Source organism: Anaerolineae bacterium (assembly GCA_013178165.1).
In the GTDB taxonomy this organism is placed as follows: Bacteria; Chloroflexota; Anaerolineae; order Aggregatilineales; family Ch27; genus Ch27.
In genome coordinates, this window is sequence record JABLXG010000005.1 from 31,235 (window position 1) to 46,722 (window position 15,488).

Here is a 15,488-nt window from a genome sequence, read left to right on the forward strand (position 1 = left end):
CGCGCTCTGCAGGCAATGACCATGGCCCAACCGCACCGCCCGACCCGCGTCATGCGCATCATCGCCCGGCTGAACATCGGCGGCCCGGCGATCCACGTCTCGCTGCTGACGGCAAAGCTCAGCCCACCGGAGTTCGAGAGCATGCTCGTCTGCGGCAACATCGGCCCGGATGAGGGCGACATGTCCTACTACGCCCGGGAACTGGGGGTGACGCCGGTGGTCATCCCGGCGCTGGGCCGGGAACTGCATCCCCTGCGCGATCTGGCCACGCTCTGGACGCTCTACCGCCTGATCCGCCGCTGGCACCCGGACGTAGTGCACACCCATACAGCCAAGGCCGGTTTTGTAGGGCGGGTAGCGGCCTGGCTGGCAGGCGTGCCGGTCATCGTCCACACCTTTCACGGGCATGTTCTACACGGCTACTTTGGCCCGGCCCGAACGCGCCTGTTCCTGCTGCTGGAACGCCTGACCGGGCGGATGACCGACGCGATCATCACCCTGACCGACAGCCTGCGTGACGAACTGGCGGATGTCTACTGTGTGGCGCCGCGCGAGAAATTCCGCGTGCTGGGGCTGGGGCTGGACCTGGCGCCTTTCGCCGCGACGCCGCGCCGATCCGGGGCCTTCCGGGCGGCCTGGGACCTCCCGGCGGATGCGCCGCTGGTGGGAATCGTGGGGCGACTCGTGCCGATCAAGAACCACGCCCTGTTTGTTGACGCGGCGGCGCAGGTGCGGCAGGCCGTGCCGGAGGCACGCTTCGTGATTGTGGGCGATGGGGAAACGCGGGCGGCGGTCGAGGCGCAGATCGCCCGCCTGGGTCTGAGTGACGCCGTCACCTTTACCGGCTGGCAACGCGACCTGGCCCCGGTCTACAGCGACCTGGACGCGCTGGTAATCAGCAGCAACAATGAGGGGACTCCGGTGGCCGTGATCGAAGCGCTGACTGGAGGCTGCCCGGTTGTAGCGACGGCGGTCGGGGGCGTGCCGGCCCTGTTGGAAGACGGTGTGCTGGGGGCGCTGGTGCCGCCGGGGGATGCTGCTGCGCTGGCCTCAGCGATCGTGGCTACCCTGCGCACCCCCCCGGACACGCAGCGGGCACAGGCGATCATGCTGGAACGCTACAGCATCGACCGGCTGGCCCGTGACCTGGCGGCACTGTACCACGATCTGCTGGCCCGGCGCTGAACGATTGCGGGGGGGGTCATTCAGCCCAGATTTCGATCTTTTCCCCCTGCTCCTCATCGACCATCTCGAAGATCTTGCCCGTCTCGCCGCCCTGAATGGCGTCCAGCAGTTCCTGATAGTCAACATTGGCGTCAGTGGGGACAAAGCGCGCGCCCATGCGAATACCGGTGCGCACCAGCCCCATCGGGATGTTGATGCTGACCTTGGTGGCGTTGGTCGTAGTATCGGTGATGCGCACACGCAGCCAGCGTGCCTCGCGCCCGCCGGCTGCCCGCCCACCATCGCCACCCCGCCCGGCGCTGATCGCCCGCAGCAATCTGGCCGCCTCGTCAGCCGTGATGGTGCCCGCTTCCAGCATCTTCAAAATCCGCATCCGCTCTTCCGCTGTTCCCACGTGTTCCTATTCCTCTCTGGTATCTTCCCTGCAGGGATCACCTACAGGAAGTAAATCTGCACATGCTGATCCTGATCGTTGATATCGATTGTCAGCGGCTGGCCACCGGGACCGTCCATCTCAGCCTGCATCTCCCGGAGAAACGCCTCGGCGGCGTCTAGCTGGGCGATCACGTCAGGGTCGGTGTTAAAGCGCCGGGAAAACCGCAACAGCTTAGCCAGCACGCCCACCGGCACTGGCAGGCTGAGGGCAAAGCGGCGGCCATCCGCCTGATCGATCCTGACATACAGCCAGCGAGCATCCCGGCTCCACAGGAAAAACAGCGCACCAGCAGCGCCAACTACAGCCAGCAGCCAGTAGAAGCCTCTGCTCAGATGGCTGATGACGCCGCGGCGTCTGCGGCCCGCCGCGATCCTGCTCAGGCTGAGGACCGCCAGAAAGGTCGCCCCCACAAAGGGCAGTGGCCAGCCGCGCCGGAAATCGCTGATGCGCGGCAGGTCGGCGGCTGAAAGCGACGCAGCGGGAACAGCATCTTCCGCAGCGGATGGTCCCTCGATAGCGGCGAGCAGCCGGTTGGCCTCCTCCGCTGTGATGGCCCCTGCAGCGACCATCTGTAGGATGCGATCCTGTGACTGTTCCATAAAGATATCCCTCTCCTCCATCCCTGCTGCAGGTAGCCCTTCCATCCGTCTGGCCGCCCGCTCGTCTAGAAGTCCAGACGCATATGGGTGAGCGTCCGGCGAATGCCGAAGCCGCAGCGCCGTAGCGCCTCGGTAGCGTGCTCATCATCAGCGGGGTGCTCGCAGGTCAGCGCACGCTCGATCGGCGCCAGTTGCCGCACCCCGTAGTTCAGTAATGGCTCCTCCAGGCGACCCTTTTCCTCCGGCGGGACGATCAACGTGAGCTGGATCACACCGCTGGCGAAAGACGTCCTGGCCCACAGGCTTCCCCGCACGCGCTCTCCCTCGCGGACGATCCAGCGTTCTGTGGCGGAGCCGGTCAGAAATTCGGCCAGCCGGCCCGCCGGGGTACGGTGAAACTCCCGCGGGTGCAACGGACGCTGCCAGCCCAGACCGCCCAGCTCCGGCGGAAAGGCGCGGGTAGCCATGGCATACTCCGCCCGCCACAACCCTTCCGGGCGACGGGTGATCGGCGGGCTGTCGGGCAGGCGTGGCGGCAGAGGCGCTTCGCTACTGCGCCGCCAGGCATGCCAGGTGCGCAGGGTACGGAAGCCCAGCCCAGCGTACAGCCGCTGAGCGCCGGTATTGGCGGCATCCACTTCCAGGATGGCCGCCGTAGCGCCACCCGCTCGAATGCTCTCCAGCGCTGCCAGCATCAACTGGCGGGCGATGCCCCGCCGCCGGTAGGCCGGGGCAACGGCGACATTGGCGATGATGATCGTGCGGCCCAGCTCCGGCGGGTAATCCGCCGGGATCAGCGTCACATTACCGACGATCTGCCCGTCCTGTTCCCAGACAAACCCCTGGCCGATCCCACGCAACATCCGGTCGGCCAGCGCGGCCACCCGTAACAGCGGCCCCAGGCGGCTGAGACCGCGCAGTTCGCTGATCGTCGCCCGGCCCCCGGCGTCCATTTCATCTCTGAAGGCTTCCTCGATCAGGGCGGCAATGGCCCGTAGATCGCGCTCCAGATTCACCCGCCGGAGTCCACTGGATCGCTTTGTTTGGGAAAGCGCCGCATGCATCGTCATTGCCCTGTTCTATGGCCGCACCGGTCGCGGCCCGCGCCTGCCAGTTCCGGTGCTCCCAGAATACACCGGAACAGACGCCTGCGCCGGTATTTTGCCGGGCAGCAAGGGCAACAACGCGCCTGTTGTTAACGTCCTTCCAGGGCGGCCAGCAGCTTCTCCGCCTCTTCCACGCTGATCTGCCCGGCTTCCACCATGCGCAGGATGATCAGCCGTTCCTCGTCTGTGACCGGATCGTGCGGCTGGGGCGGCACCGGCGGGCGCGGCGGACGCGGGATCTCGCCGCCAAAAGTCAACGTAAAACCGCGCTTGCGCTTGCCCTGTTCCATCTTGTTGTTACGCTCGGCCTGGCGCAGCACACGCTCGCTTTTGCGCATGGCCCGTTCGGCCTCACGCTCAGCGCGTTCGCGGATGTGGCGGGCCTTTTCCGCCAGGATTTCGTCCAGCCCGGCCAGTTGCTCGGAGAGCTTCTCCTCCAGCCCGCTCAGACGGGCCTCCAGTTCCTCCTCAAGCTGGACGTTGATCGCCATCAGGTAATCTTCGTCCTGCCCCACCAGGCGGATTTCGCCGCCGGCCTGCAGTTCGACCAGCGCCGCGCCAGTACCACAGACGATCTCCTCGTACTGCCCGCCTTCGACCACCTCGGCATCCGGGGCATCAACGGTCAGGTCATCGCAGCCCAGGATGCGAAAGCGCACATCCTGATCGGGCGGGATACGACACACGATATCAGAGCCAACATGGAAGCGGTAGACGGCTCCCGGCACATAAGCTGTGCTCAGCACCAGGTCGGAGCCGATGCGCTCGACCTCAGCCGGGCCGTTGACATCGCGCAGGTACAGGTCAGCGCCCACCGCTGCGATGAACACCTGTCCCTCCACCTCGCGGATGGTGGCGTCGCCGCCGACATGCTGGATACGAACGTCGCCGCCAGCGCTCTTGAGGTGCAGGTCGCCGCCGATGTTGTCGATGGTGACCGGCCCGATCTTGCGCAGCACCAGGTCGCCGCCGACATTGCCAATCGTGACACTCCCCTCGACGCCGGTGATCTTGGCGTCACCGCCGACGGTGGTCAGAGCGATCTCGGTGTCCACAGGGACGCGCACGGTCAGATCGCCGGCGCCATTCACGTTAAAGCGACCGTCCTCAGCCTCACGGATCTCCGCCCGGTCGCCCTCGGCAGAGATAGCCCGGCGATCCCAGCCGCGCAGGCGCAGGCTTCCGCCGACATGGTCAATCACCAGCCGGGGGGTCCCGGTCTGCGTGAGTTCAAGATAACTCATCGATCATCCCTCCATGAGCCTATCCGGCTGCCCGGACCACGAACCACGCGGCCTGCTGGCCCGCTGCAGCACCACCGCCCGCCAGGCCCGGCCCACAGCGGCCCACAATGCGCCCGCCGCGTGTTCCAGCAGGCCTGGCTCGTGGTAGGCCCGGCGCAGCCGGGCAGCATACTCATCCCGCGTTTTTTCGGCCACATAAGTATCCAGCTTGTCCCACATGATTGTTTCCCCTCATCAAGCTCCGACCAGACCGAATAACAGGCGGGGTATTGCGGGACGCGCCGCCCGCCCCCTCGACAGGCTGCGCGCCCCTTCCCCTCTGCGGCGCCCGTCCCCTCAACGGGCGCGGTCAACCCTGCAGCAGGCGGACGGCCTCCTGGGGCGTGATACGCCCGGCGGCCAGGTCGTCCAGCACCTGCCGGCGCAGGGATTCATCGTCGATCTCATCCTCTTCGCCGCCCACTTCGTAGCCCATAGCCGTGATCACTTCCTCCAGGCGGCTGCGCACAGTCGGGTAGGAGATGCCGAGCGCCTTCTGCACGCGGGTGATTTTGCCCTCACAGGCGACGAACGTTTCCACAAAAGCGAGCTGGGCCGGAGAAAGCCCACCCAGGCCGCCAAAGCCGAAATGCCCTTCCAGTTTGGCGTCGCAGCCGGGGCAGTACAGGCCGGTGATGATCATCTCGTCGCCGCAGATCGGGCAACTGCGTGGTGCGGAATACATGGCACTCACCTTCTGATATTTAACCTTTACCTTAGAAATTTCAATGTTCAACTGAAGAATATCACAGCTACATGCGTAAGTCAAGCCCGCAATCCCCCCGCTGGCGCAGGCCGGACACGAAAAATGCCGCGCATCCGGTATGGACGCGCGGCGGTGATCAGATCCTCAGGTAAAGGGGTTACCCGGCGCAGGCCTGGAAAGCAGGCAGGTGGTTGAACTCCGAAGCATTGCGCAGGTTAGTGAAGATCTGCACAAGATCGGGGTAGTCACTCACGGTGCTCAGCCAGTTGTCGTACAGCTGGAAGTTAGCGATTTCAGCTTCAGCAGCAAAGGCACATGCCTCGGCCAGTGTCCCGAAGGTCACCTCAGGCGTTTCAACGGTGACAGCGCTGTAATCCACGCCGTAGTAGGTCAGGGCGCGTTCCAGGGCGGCGGCATGGTTGGCCTCAGCTTGCTGGATGGCGACAAACGGCACGACCGACCCAAACTGCGCGATCACAGCCTCATAAGCAGCATAGGCATGATATTCGTCGGCCAGTCCGGCCAGCAGGGCATCAGCGACCTCAGCGGGCAACTCACCGCTGAAAGACGGTAGCGTTGCATACGGATCGCGCAGGCCGTTTTGTCCGTTCTGACCATTCCAGCGGTGCATCGCTCCTGCCCCGGCACCCGGCGCCAGCGGATCGCGGAGTTGCTGGCGAGTCCACAGTTGCAGGCCTGCCGCCCCACTCTGGTTCAGCGAGGTCTGGGTAACATTGTTGCCACGCCCGTTGCGCGGCCCCTGCGCGGCAGCAATTCCCGCACTGAAGACGAAAACGCCCACCAGCGCCATTGCAGTCAGCAGGAAAATAACGGTTGCTTTGCGGTTCATCAGTGGTTCCTTTCAGCTAGAGCGCATGACGGTAAACCCGTGTATGGTTAGTGATGCGCTTCAAAAGATAAGCCATCGTTATGAAGAACTTGTGACACCGTTATGAAGAATCGGTGAAGAAATCCTGTAAATGTGGTGAGAGACCCGGCTTGTTCCGGGCCGAAAAAAACAATGCATGCGGCAGGCCGCCACATGCATTGCACGCCTTCACAGACAAGCCGAACTTAGCCGCTCTACAGGCCCTTGATCGTCAGCGCATCCAGCCGCCGGCTCAGCCCGCGCAACGGCCGGCGCTCGAACCAGCGCCGGGGCCGCCAGCGTGGTCGCCAACGGATCACCGATGGCTTCAGCCGGCGCGGCACACGCCCCCGGCTATGCAGCCATTCCAGCGTTCCCGACCAGCGCAAGACCATGCGCTTTTCCTCTCCGGCCCCTACAGGGTGAAGCTGCCGCCCGGATCCACGATGATCACCCGGCTGGCCGTCTCGTTGTGGACGCGCTGCGCCCAGCCAGCCGCATCCACCTGGATCAGCGGGAAGGTATTATAGTGGATCGGCAGCACCGCGCGCGGGGCGATCAGCTTGACGGCCTCCAGCGCCTCATCCGGTCCCATCGTGTAGTTGCCGCCAATGGGCAACACAGCCAGATCGATGCCCTTGGCCCCGATCCGTTGCATATCGGCAAACAAGCCGGTATCCCCGGCCAGGTACAACCGATGGCCATCGCGCGCTGTCAGCAGGATGCCGTTGGCCTGCCCGCCATAGGAACCATCCGGCAGGCTGGAACTGTGGACGGCCATCGTCAGGGCGATACGAGCAAAACCGAAGTTCACCGCCCCGTCCGGATTCATACCATGCGTATTGCGGACGCCCTGGCGGGCGATCCAGTGGGCGACTTCGTTGTTGGCGATCACTCTGGCGCCCGTACGTTTGGCGATGCTCACCGTGTCGCCGACATGGTCGCCATGGCCGTGCGTCAGCAGGATATAGTCCGCGGGAATAGTCGCCGGGTCGGCTGCCGCCAGCGGGTTGCCGCTGAGATAGGGGTCAACCAGCACGTGCGTACCGTCGATTTCCAGGGCCAGGGCCGCATGCCCCAGCCAGGTCACCCGGATGCTCATCTTCCCCTTCCTTCGTCGAGAAGTCGCCCGTCCTACCAACACTATAAGGTCAAAGGCGCGCCGGTACAAGGTGTTTACCGGCGCTAATCGGCCGCCAGGGTCTCCTCGTCAGCGACTTCCTGCCATACTTCGCTGGCGCGGTCGGTGTACAGCACACCATCCAGATGATCGATCTCATGCTGGAACACCCGGGCCAGCCAGCCCTCGGCTTTGATGCGCCGGGGCTTGCCGTGGCGATCCTGCCCCTTGACCGTGATCGCTTTGTGCCGGGAAACCGTCCCGAACAGGCCGGGGATGGACAGGCAGGCTTCAACGCCATCAACCCGTTCCTCAGAAGCGCGCACGATCTCCGGGTTGACGACTTCGTACAGCACGCCGGCCTGCTCCCCGAATTCCTCGCGGGCCTGTTCATCGTCGGGCAGGCGGACAACGATCACGCGCTGGCTGACGTTGATCTGCGGCGCGGCCAGGCCGACACCCGGCGCGGCCAGCATGGTCTCCGCCATGTCGTCCAGCAATTTGCCCAGCCTGTCATCAAAGACGGTCACCCGCCGCGCTTTACGCCGCAGGACTTCAGCGTGCTCGCTACCCAGAACCACAATCTCCCGTAGTGCCATGCCCGGTACTCCCCGTACTCCCGGCTCATTCCGCCATCGGGCGGATTTGCCCTTAATTCTGACCATATCGCGCCAGATTATACCAGCCCGCCAAAAGGGCGAAAAGCGGCAGTTGAGAGCCTTTCATCGCCGGCGCGGTTAACTGCCCGGCGCACGATGCTCAGGCAGCGCCCAGCAGCGCCGCGCCAGCAACCATGGCGGCGGCTCCGGCCAGCCGCCAGCGAGCATTCCCCTCCCGCAATAGCTGCGCCCCAAGCAGTACGCCGATCAGGATGCTCACGCTGCGCAGCGGCGCCACATAACTCACCGGGCTGAAGGTCAGAGCGGTCAGGATCAGGATGTATGAGCCAGGGCTGAGCAGGGCCACCGCCAGCGCCCGCCAGCGATCGACCGCCCAGGCCCGCCGGACTTCCTGCCGGTGGGTCAGCACATACGGCGTCAGGAAGACGGCGCGCAGCCAGCCGATCGTCCAGGAGTAGACGACCGGCGCGATCAGCAGGCGGCTCATGGCGTACGAATCCCACAGGCTGTAGGCCGCGATGGACAGCGCGGTGAGCAGGCCGTAGAGGAGACCCGGCAGCGCCGCTGAGCGCCGCAGGCTGCGCGGATCACCGCTGAGCGCGATCACCCCCGCACCGATCAGCAGGGTCGCCAGTAGCGCCTGGGGCGTCGGCTGTTCGCCCAGCAGCAGAACCGCCCCTACCGTGACAAACAACGGCCCTGTCCCCCGCGATAACGGATAGACCAGCGACAGCTCGCCGCGCCGGTAGCCGGCCGCCAGCAACAGGAAGTACAGCAGATGCAGGGCCGCACTGCCGACGATGAACAGTACATCCATAGGTGTCAGGGCGCTTCCTCCCTGCACCAGCGCCACCAGCGCCAGCGGCCCCAGCGTGAAGAACTCCATGGCGCCAAACATCCAGGTGAAGACAGCGCCATTGGCGGTGGCCCGCTTGGCGATGTAGTTCCAGATGGCGTGCATCGCCGCGGAGATCAGCACGAGCAGGATGGCCAACGCGGTCATGCAGCGCCGTCCTTATGGCGGGAAAAGAGGGAAGGAACAGCCGCCGATTATACGCCGCTTTGGGCCGGTGTCACGCTCGCCGCTCTAAGCTACCGTGAGCAGCAGGCCGTTGCCGGATGGATCGCAGGCCAGCCATCCGCCGTCCTGCGCCGCCTGCGGGATGCCCGCCGCATCCAGACGGGCGCGCACTTTCGCCAGCGTCGGCGCATCCGGCAGGCGCAGGGTGAACCAGCGCAGGCCGGGCGCTCCCGGCGGCGGAGGCGGCGCACCGGGGCCGTTCCAGGTATTGACCCCCACGTGATGATGGTAGCCATCGGCAGCCAGGAAGACGGCGCCGGGCAGGCGGGCCGTCACCTCAAAGCCGAGCACATCGCGGTAGAAAGCTTCTGTGGCGAGGAGATCGGCCACATGGAGATGAAGGTGGCCGACGGTCGTACGCTCCGGCAGACCGTCCCAGGCAACTGACTGTTCCCGGGCCAGCCGCAACAATCCCTCGACATCCAGCAAGGCGGTGCCCATCTGCAGCTTTCCGCCGGGGTACTGCCAGGCGCTGCGCGGGCGGTCACAATAGATTTCGATCCCATTGCCTTCCGCGTCGGGCAGGTAGATCGCTTCGCTGACATCGTGGTCGGCGAAGCCATGCAGCGGAGCGCCGACCTGTTCCAGATGGAGCAACGTCCGGGCCAGGGCCTGCCGGTCAGGCACAAGGATGGCGAAGTGGTACAGGCCGGTCGCTCGCCGGGGGCGCGGTGCCGCAGCGCCTCCGGTCAGGATCAGCAGATCTGGCCCACCAGCACCAAGAAAGGCTGTATCCCCGGCGCGGTCGCGCAGGCGCAGGCCGATCACCGTTTCGTAAAAGTGCACCTGGCGCTCCAGATCGGCCACCATCAGATGCACCGGGCCAAGCCTCAGGCCGTGCAGAGGGTCTTCTGCATCCATTGATAGAATCCTTTTTGGACTAGATTTGTCTGACATAAGCTTAACGCCAGGAGGCCCGGCTGTCCACAGGTGGCGCACAGGGGGTGCAGGCGGGCGTTGTCAGTGGCACGGTTGCCGGGCGGAAAGGAGTAAGCGCCGCCAGTCGAAGGGTATAATGAGCGGTAGCGACCCGAAATCGGAGGGACGGCGGATGCCCCGCGAAGTGCACATTGGCGACCTTGTCACCACACGCAAGGCTCACCCCTGCGGCAGCACGGCATGGGAGGTCTACCGCATTGGCGCGGATATCGGGCTGAAATGCCTGCGCTGCGGGCGGCGTGTCCTGCTGACCCGCCGCGCCTTTGAGCGCGCCGCCAGGACAATCCGCCCGCCTTCACCGGGGGAGACAACCAAAGACTAACCGGGAAGCCGCCTGCGCCGGGTTGAGCGTTCCCGGCCAGTAACGGGCTAGAGCTGGTCCTCGTCCTCCCACTGGCTGCGCCACCAGTTGAAGCCCGCCGGCAAGTTAGCCATGCCGGGCGCAGGGTGTTCGTCGCTGTCAGGCGGCGGCGGGGGCGCCTCGCCGCGCAGGGCTTCCAGCGCCTCCAGTGCGGTGGAAGGGATGGACACCGGGCGCGGTGGCGGCATGTAAGGGCGGAAAGCCCGCTGGTATAGCTGGCGGGCGTGCAGAGCCAGCGCCCCCAGCCCGGTGAAAATCGCCACCGCGTTGATGATCAGCCCGATCACCGGCAGTGGCACATTGGCCAGCAGCGCATAGAGCGCCGCCCCAAACACCAGGGCGAGCAGATTATAGGCCAGCCGGTCGTCCATCCCGGTCAGACGGCGAGCCAGCCGGCTGCCAAACAGGTAGACAAAAACCAGCCGCGCCACAAACAGAATCACGAACGAGAAGCCCCCGACCGTCAGCGTATTGACGATCAGCATCAGCAACAGGGCCATGGCCGTGAAGCCGCCCAGAGTCGTCACCGATAGCAGCACGACGATCAGGACGCTGATCAACAGCACCAGCAGGCCAACCGGCACTGCCAGCAGCGCTAGAATCAGCCCCCAGCCAAAGCTGGGCGCCAGCTGGCGCGGGATGAGCCGGGCCGGTTCGCGGACCCAGGCCGGCGCGGCGATCATCACCAGCACGCCCGCCGCCAGCAGAGTCAACACGTCGGTCAGGGCGGCGTTCAGGTAGCGCATCACCAGTTCGCCGGGCTGCACCGTCTCTTCCGGCACAGGCTGGGTGATGTCCGGGCGCGGCTGGTCGAGCGTAAACGCGATCGTGCCACCAATCTGGCCGTTGATGTTGCCGGGCCGCGCCCCGCTATAGGTCAGGTTCCCGCCGATGATGCCCTCCGGGCGCACGGCCAGCCCCGGAGTCTGGAACGATACTGTGAACGGGAAGGGAAAGGGGATGAACGTTGGCGATGATTCGCCGCTGCCCACGCGGGCATAGACATCTCCGGCTACCCGCCCGCCGATGATCAGCGCCGAGCCATTAAAGCTGACATCCCCCTCAACGCCGCCGCGCACCACCGTCTGGTAGCCGAACACCAGCAGGTCACCGGGCACGCTTGCGCCATCCCAGATTTCGACGTTCAGAGCGGCGGCGGCGATGTCGGAGCCAGGGCTGAGCCGGGCGTTGCCGGTCAGGTCCAGGTCTACCCCGCCAAAGCGGATGTCATCCTCCACCGTGCCCTCGATACGCAGTTGCCCGCCCAGCAGCCAGATGTCACCCGCAACCAGGCCCCGCGGCGCGATCACCGTGGACCATGCCCCCCCGATCAGATCGCCCTGAATCGTGCCCTCGATGGTCAGCGTGTTGCAGGCAATGTACAGATCGGACTCGATGACCTCATCCGCGGCGATCACGCACTGGTCACCCTGCAGCCCTTCAGCGGCGCTGGCTGTGTTCAGCGCCACCAGCAGCAGGCTCCCCAGAACCGCCAGAATCACATACCAGCCATGGCGGCGCATTGTCGTATCCTCCGGTCACTCCACACAGACAACCGCTGCAGCAACTGCAATGCGGCAGGCTTATTGTACCACGCCCGCCCGCTGGAAACGGGAGCAGCCGCCTGCCGGACGGGGTATAGTAGAAGCACATTCCCGCCGGGACCGGAAGGAGTTTTCCCCGTGCACCTGCTGCCAGATGTCCGTCCTGAGATGCTGCTGCCCGATTTCTGGCTGGCGCGGGTGGGCGATCCTGATGCCCCCCTGCTACAGCCCGCCGCCATCCCCGCCTTTAACGCCCATGTACGGGAGGTCATCGGCATCCCGGATGTTCTGGCGCTGCCGGACGCTCTACCCGCCGCTGAGGTGCGTGCCCACATCCCGGACGCGCCGGATAGCGCCCGCTTCGGCGTCAATGGCGCGCCGCTGAGCGCAGACTTCTGGGCTGGTCTGCAAGCAGCGATGGCGCTTGACGCCCTGCCGGACCCGGCCCCGGTGCGCTTTGCCCTGGCCCTGCGCCGGACGCCCGTGCGCACCCTGCCCACCGACCGCGTCGCCCTCAAGACGCCCGATGAGCTGCCTTTTGACCGCCTACAGGAGACGCTGATCGATGTTGGCTGGCCGGCTGCCATCCTGCACACGACTCGCGATGGCGCGTGGGCCTTCACCCTGACGCCGGGTTACTGGGGCTGGGTGCGGACACGTGACCTGGCGCTGGCCGATCGCGCCGCTGTCGCCTGCTTCGTCGGCGCGGAGCCATTCCTGCTGGCCGTCGCGCCCTGGGCGGATGTGGCCGTCCCCGGCGAAGGGCCGCAGGTCTCCGCCCGCATGGGCACGCGCCTGCCGTTGCTGGCCGGGGAGGATGCCCTGCGCCGCGTGCAACTCCCCACCGTGAACGCCGCCAAGCAACTGACCCTGACCGAGGGATTCGTGGCCGCTGCTGATCCGGACTGGCATACCGGCCTGTTGCCGCCGACGCTGCGCTCGATCATCGGGCGGGCGTTCGCCCTGCTGGGGGAGCCGTACGCCTGGGGCGGGCTACGGCTGGGCCGGGCCGGACGGGATTGCTCCGGGCTGGTGCAGGATGTGTGGGCCACAGTCGGTGTACGCCTGCCGCGCAACAGCGGGCAACAGGCGCGGGTGGGCCGCTGCGTAGCGAGCTTCCAGCCAGATGAGCCGAATGATGCCCGGTTGCGCCGCCTGCAGGAAGACGTACCGCCGGGCGCGCTGTTGTTCCTGCCCGGCCATGTCATGCTTTACCTGGGGGTGATCGACGGCGTGCCCTTCGCCATCCATGACTTGTGGGGTTACGCGCACCCGGATGGGCGTGTCACCCGCGCCGGCGAGGTGGTGGTCTCCGCGCTGCCGCCGGAGCCGAGCGCGATGCGCCATACCCTGCTGGAACGCCTGACCCACGCCCGGGTCGTTGCGCCGTTCTAGCCCTGCTTCAGGCGGCCTCAGGCGCCCTTCCCGCGCTGCAGAGTGTGCTGGCAGGCCAGCTTTAAGCTCAGTCCACAGGGAGGCTCAGGGCAGCGACGCCGTTTTCCAGCGCGAACCACAGGCGTCCATCCGGCCCCTGGCGGATCGCGCCAGTTGGCGCGCCGGGCAGGCCATCCAGGCCGGTATAGCGCCGCAGATCATCCCCGTGCAGGCGGATGACCGAATCGGCGCAGGCGACCCACAGCACGCCGTCCGCAGCGGCCAGCAAGCCGCGTATCTCACATGTGCCTTCCAGGGCAGCCAGGCGGCCAGAGTCAAAGCCCTCAGGAAGCTGAACAAACGGCGGAAAGATGAAGGCCACCGGGACGGGGGCGCTCCAGGTCTGGCCGTCGAAGTTCGTGATCTGGCCGTCGGCCAGCCCGGCCCGCAGATTGTCGTCGCTAGCCCACAAGCGGACCGGGATGGCCCCCGCCGGGAAGCCCGGCGCCGGGTTATATGCGCCATCCGCGCTGAGGATCAGTAGCCCGCTATCCGCAGCAACGTATAGCGTGCCGTTGAAGAAGATCAGGTCATGCGCCGCCTTGCGCCGCCCCAGGCCATGAAACTCCCAGCCCAGCGGCGCGGGCGAAGAAAGCGCCGCTGCCGCGACCACCGTCTGGGCGGCATTGGTCGCCTCAATATGCAGCGCGGCGGGCACGGCGTTGCCGCCGCCCAGCAGGGCCAGTAGCAGCATCAGCACGCCGAAACCGATCACCGCCAGTGCAATGCGGGCCTGATCGGAGAGCCTGCCAGGCGAAGACTGATTATCTGAAGGCATAGGCGGTATCCTGTGGACTGTCGGAGGCAGGGCTTGCCAGCACCCCCCTCCCTGCCGGATAATTGTACCCCAGGGCTGGCGGGAAAACGTAACCGCACAGCCCGCAAACTGACAGGCGAAAGGCGAAATCGTGGTCGAAAGATTACCCGTACCGGCGCCTCTGGCGCGTCCGCTGGGATACCCCCGCGTAGCGAACCTGCCGGAAGAACGGCAGGAAGGGCTGCGGCGTTTCTGGCTGGAAGGGCTGTTCAGTTCGATCGGCCTGGCCCTGACCGATCCGTACTATACCCTGTATGCCTTGAGTCTAGGCGCCAACAGCTCCCAGATCGGCCTGGTCAATACGCTGTCGCAGCTCAGCGGGGCGATACTTTCCCTGCCCGGCGCGATCCTGGCTGAACGCAGCGGGCGCTACAAGTGGGTAGCCCTGACCGGGCAATTCCTCAAGCAGAGCATGTGGCTGCTGATGGGGCTGGCCGTCTGGCTGCTGCCGCCCAGCGCGGCGCTGGGAATGGTCCTGGCGGGCTGGGTGGCCGTCTCGATCTTCGGGACGTTGCTGGGTAGCGCCTGGTCGTCGCTGGTTGCTGAGATCGTGCCGGCAGCGATCCGCGGGCAATACTTCGCTTCCCGCAACATCCTGATGCAACTGAGCAAAATCGCGATCGTGCCGGCTGCCGGGTTGTTCATCAAGACCATCGGGGAACCGCTGGGGTATCAGGCCGTCTTTATCCTGGGCTTTATCTTCGGGCTGGGGGCGCTATATTTCTTCCGCGGCCTGCCGGAACACCGCCATACGCCGGTGGCAAGCAGTGGGGAGCGCTTTGGCCTTCGGGAGACCCTGCGCGGGATGCGCGCCTACCACAACTACCGGCACTTTGTCCTGGCCCACACTGTGCTGAACTTCGGCGTGATGCTCGGCGGGCCATTCATTCAGGTCTACATGGTTGAAGCGGCCCATTTTGATGTGGCGACAATCAGCGTACTGAACACAGTAGGCGTGTTCGCCACGATGATCAGCATGTATGTCTTTGGGCGCTGGCAGGATCGCTTCGGCATCACCTGGATCATGCGGTTTACCGTGGCGATGCCGATTATCCCGGTGCTATGGCTGGGCGTGACCGAACCCTGGCAGGGCGCGCTGGTGCAGTTCTATGCTTCAGTGGCCTGGACGGGTTACAACCTGGGGTCGTTCAACCTGCTGCTGGCGATCACGCCGGAGAACCACCGCCCACGCTACCTGGCCCTGCATACAACCATCGCTGCCCTGATCGGCTCGATCGGGCCAATGATTGGCGGCTGGCTGCTGGATGCGACAGGTTTTCTCCCCGTGTTCTCGCTCTCGACCATCTTCCGGGCGGCGGGGATGATCCTGTTCCTGGCGCTGGTGCGGGAGCCGGCGCAGGCGGAATCTGCCTGAGCCGTGCGGTCAAA

Annotated in this window: 18 protein-coding genes; 4 read left to right on the forward strand and 14 right to left on the reverse strand. The window is 65.7% G+C overall.

Going from position 1 to position 15,488, the window contains the following annotated elements:
- The first annotated feature begins 21 nt into the window (after window positions 1–21).
- Window positions 22–1,185: a glycosyltransferase family 4 protein gene (locus HPY64_05425; protein NPV66569.1), complete on the forward strand. Its 1,164-nt coding sequence runs from the start codon at window positions 22–24 to the stop codon at window positions 1,183–1,185.
- 16 nt (window positions 1,186–1,201) lie between these two features.
- On the opposite strand, the gene HPY64_05430 is transcribed toward HPY64_05425, so the two are convergent.
- The 12 genes from HPY64_05430 to HPY64_05485 form a co-directional block, all read right to left on the reverse strand.
- Window positions 1,202–1,579 (reverse strand): hypothetical protein, encoded by a 378-nt coding sequence (locus tag HPY64_05430; GenBank protein NPV66570.1) that lies wholly within the window; start codon window positions 1,577–1,579, stop codon window positions 1,202–1,204.
- A gap of 41 nt (window positions 1,580–1,620) precedes the next feature.
- Window positions 1,621–2,220 (reverse strand): hypothetical protein, encoded by a 600-nt coding sequence (locus tag HPY64_05435; GenBank protein ID NPV66571.1) that lies wholly within the window; start codon window positions 2,218–2,220, stop codon window positions 1,621–1,623.
- Window positions 2,221–2,285: 65 nt separating this feature from the next.
- A complete protein-coding gene (locus HPY64_05440; GenBank protein ID NPV66572.1) occupies window positions 2,286–3,290 on the reverse strand; it encodes a GNAT family N-acetyltransferase in 1,005 nt (334 codons plus the stop codon).
- A gap of 125 nt (window positions 3,291–3,415) precedes the next feature.
- Window positions 3,416–4,570, reverse strand: a complete 1,155-nt coding sequence (locus HPY64_05445; GenBank protein ID NPV66573.1) for a hypothetical protein — start codon at window positions 4,568–4,570, stop codon at window positions 3,416–3,418.
- A gap of 3 nt (window positions 4,571–4,573) precedes the next feature.
- Entirely contained in the window at window positions 4,574–4,789 is a 216-nt protein-coding gene (locus HPY64_05450; GenBank protein NPV66574.1) for a hypothetical protein, read from the reverse strand.
- A gap of 130 nt (window positions 4,790–4,919) precedes the next feature.
- On the reverse strand, window positions 4,920–5,294 hold the full coding sequence (locus tag HPY64_05455) for a DUF2089 domain-containing protein (GenBank protein NPV66575.1): 375 nt from the start codon (window positions 5,292–5,294) through the stop codon (window positions 4,920–4,922).
- Window positions 5,295–5,472: 178 nt separating this feature from the next.
- Window positions 5,473–6,165: a hypothetical protein gene (locus HPY64_05460; GenBank protein NPV66576.1), complete on the reverse strand. Its 693-nt coding sequence runs from the start codon at window positions 6,163–6,165 to the stop codon at window positions 5,473–5,475.
- Window positions 6,166–6,398: 233 nt separating this feature from the next.
- Window positions 6,399–6,578, reverse strand: a complete 180-nt coding sequence (locus tag HPY64_05465; GenBank protein NPV66577.1) for a hypothetical protein — start codon at window positions 6,576–6,578, stop codon at window positions 6,399–6,401.
- Between the two features lie 20 nt (window positions 6,579–6,598).
- A complete protein-coding gene (locus tag HPY64_05470) occupies window positions 6,599–7,285 on the reverse strand; it encodes a metal-dependent hydrolase (GenBank protein NPV66578.1) in 687 nt (228 codons plus the stop codon).
- Window positions 7,286–7,368: 83 nt separating this feature from the next.
- Window positions 7,369–7,902, reverse strand: coding sequence for a peptide deformylase (gene def, locus HPY64_05475; protein NPV66579.1), 534 nt, complete (start codon window positions 7,900–7,902; stop codon window positions 7,369–7,371).
- 160 nt (window positions 7,903–8,062) lie between these two features.
- Window positions 8,063–8,926, reverse strand: coding sequence for an EamA family transporter (locus HPY64_05480; GenBank protein NPV66580.1), 864 nt, complete (start codon window positions 8,924–8,926; stop codon window positions 8,063–8,065).
- Between the two features lie 84 nt (window positions 8,927–9,010).
- Complete coding sequence (locus HPY64_05485; GenBank protein ID NPV66581.1) at window positions 9,011–9,865, reverse strand: VOC family protein; 855 nt, start codon at window positions 9,863–9,865, stop codon at window positions 9,011–9,013.
- A 190-nt stretch (window positions 9,866–10,055) separates the two neighbouring features.
- On the opposite strand from HPY64_05485, the gene HPY64_05490 reads away from it, so the two are divergent.
- A complete protein-coding gene (locus tag HPY64_05490) occupies window positions 10,056–10,265 on the forward strand; it encodes a DUF951 domain-containing protein (protein ID NPV66582.1) in 210 nt (69 codons plus the stop codon).
- Between the two features lie 47 nt (window positions 10,266–10,312).
- Here HPY64_05490 and HPY64_05495 read toward each other — a convergent pair whose 3' ends face one another.
- On the reverse strand, window positions 10,313–11,827 hold the full coding sequence (locus HPY64_05495) for a polymer-forming cytoskeletal protein (protein ID NPV66583.1): 1,515 nt from the start codon (window positions 11,825–11,827) through the stop codon (window positions 10,313–10,315).
- A gap of 159 nt (window positions 11,828–11,986) precedes the next feature.
- On the opposite strand from HPY64_05495, the gene HPY64_05500 reads away from it, so the two are divergent.
- Complete coding sequence (locus HPY64_05500) at window positions 11,987–13,243, forward strand: hypothetical protein (GenBank protein ID NPV66584.1); 1,257 nt, start codon at window positions 11,987–11,989, stop codon at window positions 13,241–13,243.
- A gap of 67 nt (window positions 13,244–13,310) precedes the next feature.
- Here the strand turns inward: HPY64_05500 and HPY64_05505 are convergent, their stop codons facing one another.
- Complete coding sequence (locus HPY64_05505) at window positions 13,311–14,060, reverse strand: hypothetical protein (protein NPV66585.1); 750 nt, start codon at window positions 14,058–14,060, stop codon at window positions 13,311–13,313.
- Window positions 14,061–14,190: 130 nt separating this feature from the next.
- Here HPY64_05505 and HPY64_05510 point away from each other — a divergent pair, with 130 nt between their 5' ends.
- On the forward strand, window positions 14,191–15,474 hold the full coding sequence (locus HPY64_05510) for an MFS transporter (protein ID NPV66586.1): 1,284 nt from the start codon (window positions 14,191–14,193) through the stop codon (window positions 15,472–15,474).
- Window positions 15,475–15,488 lie beyond the last annotated feature (14 nt).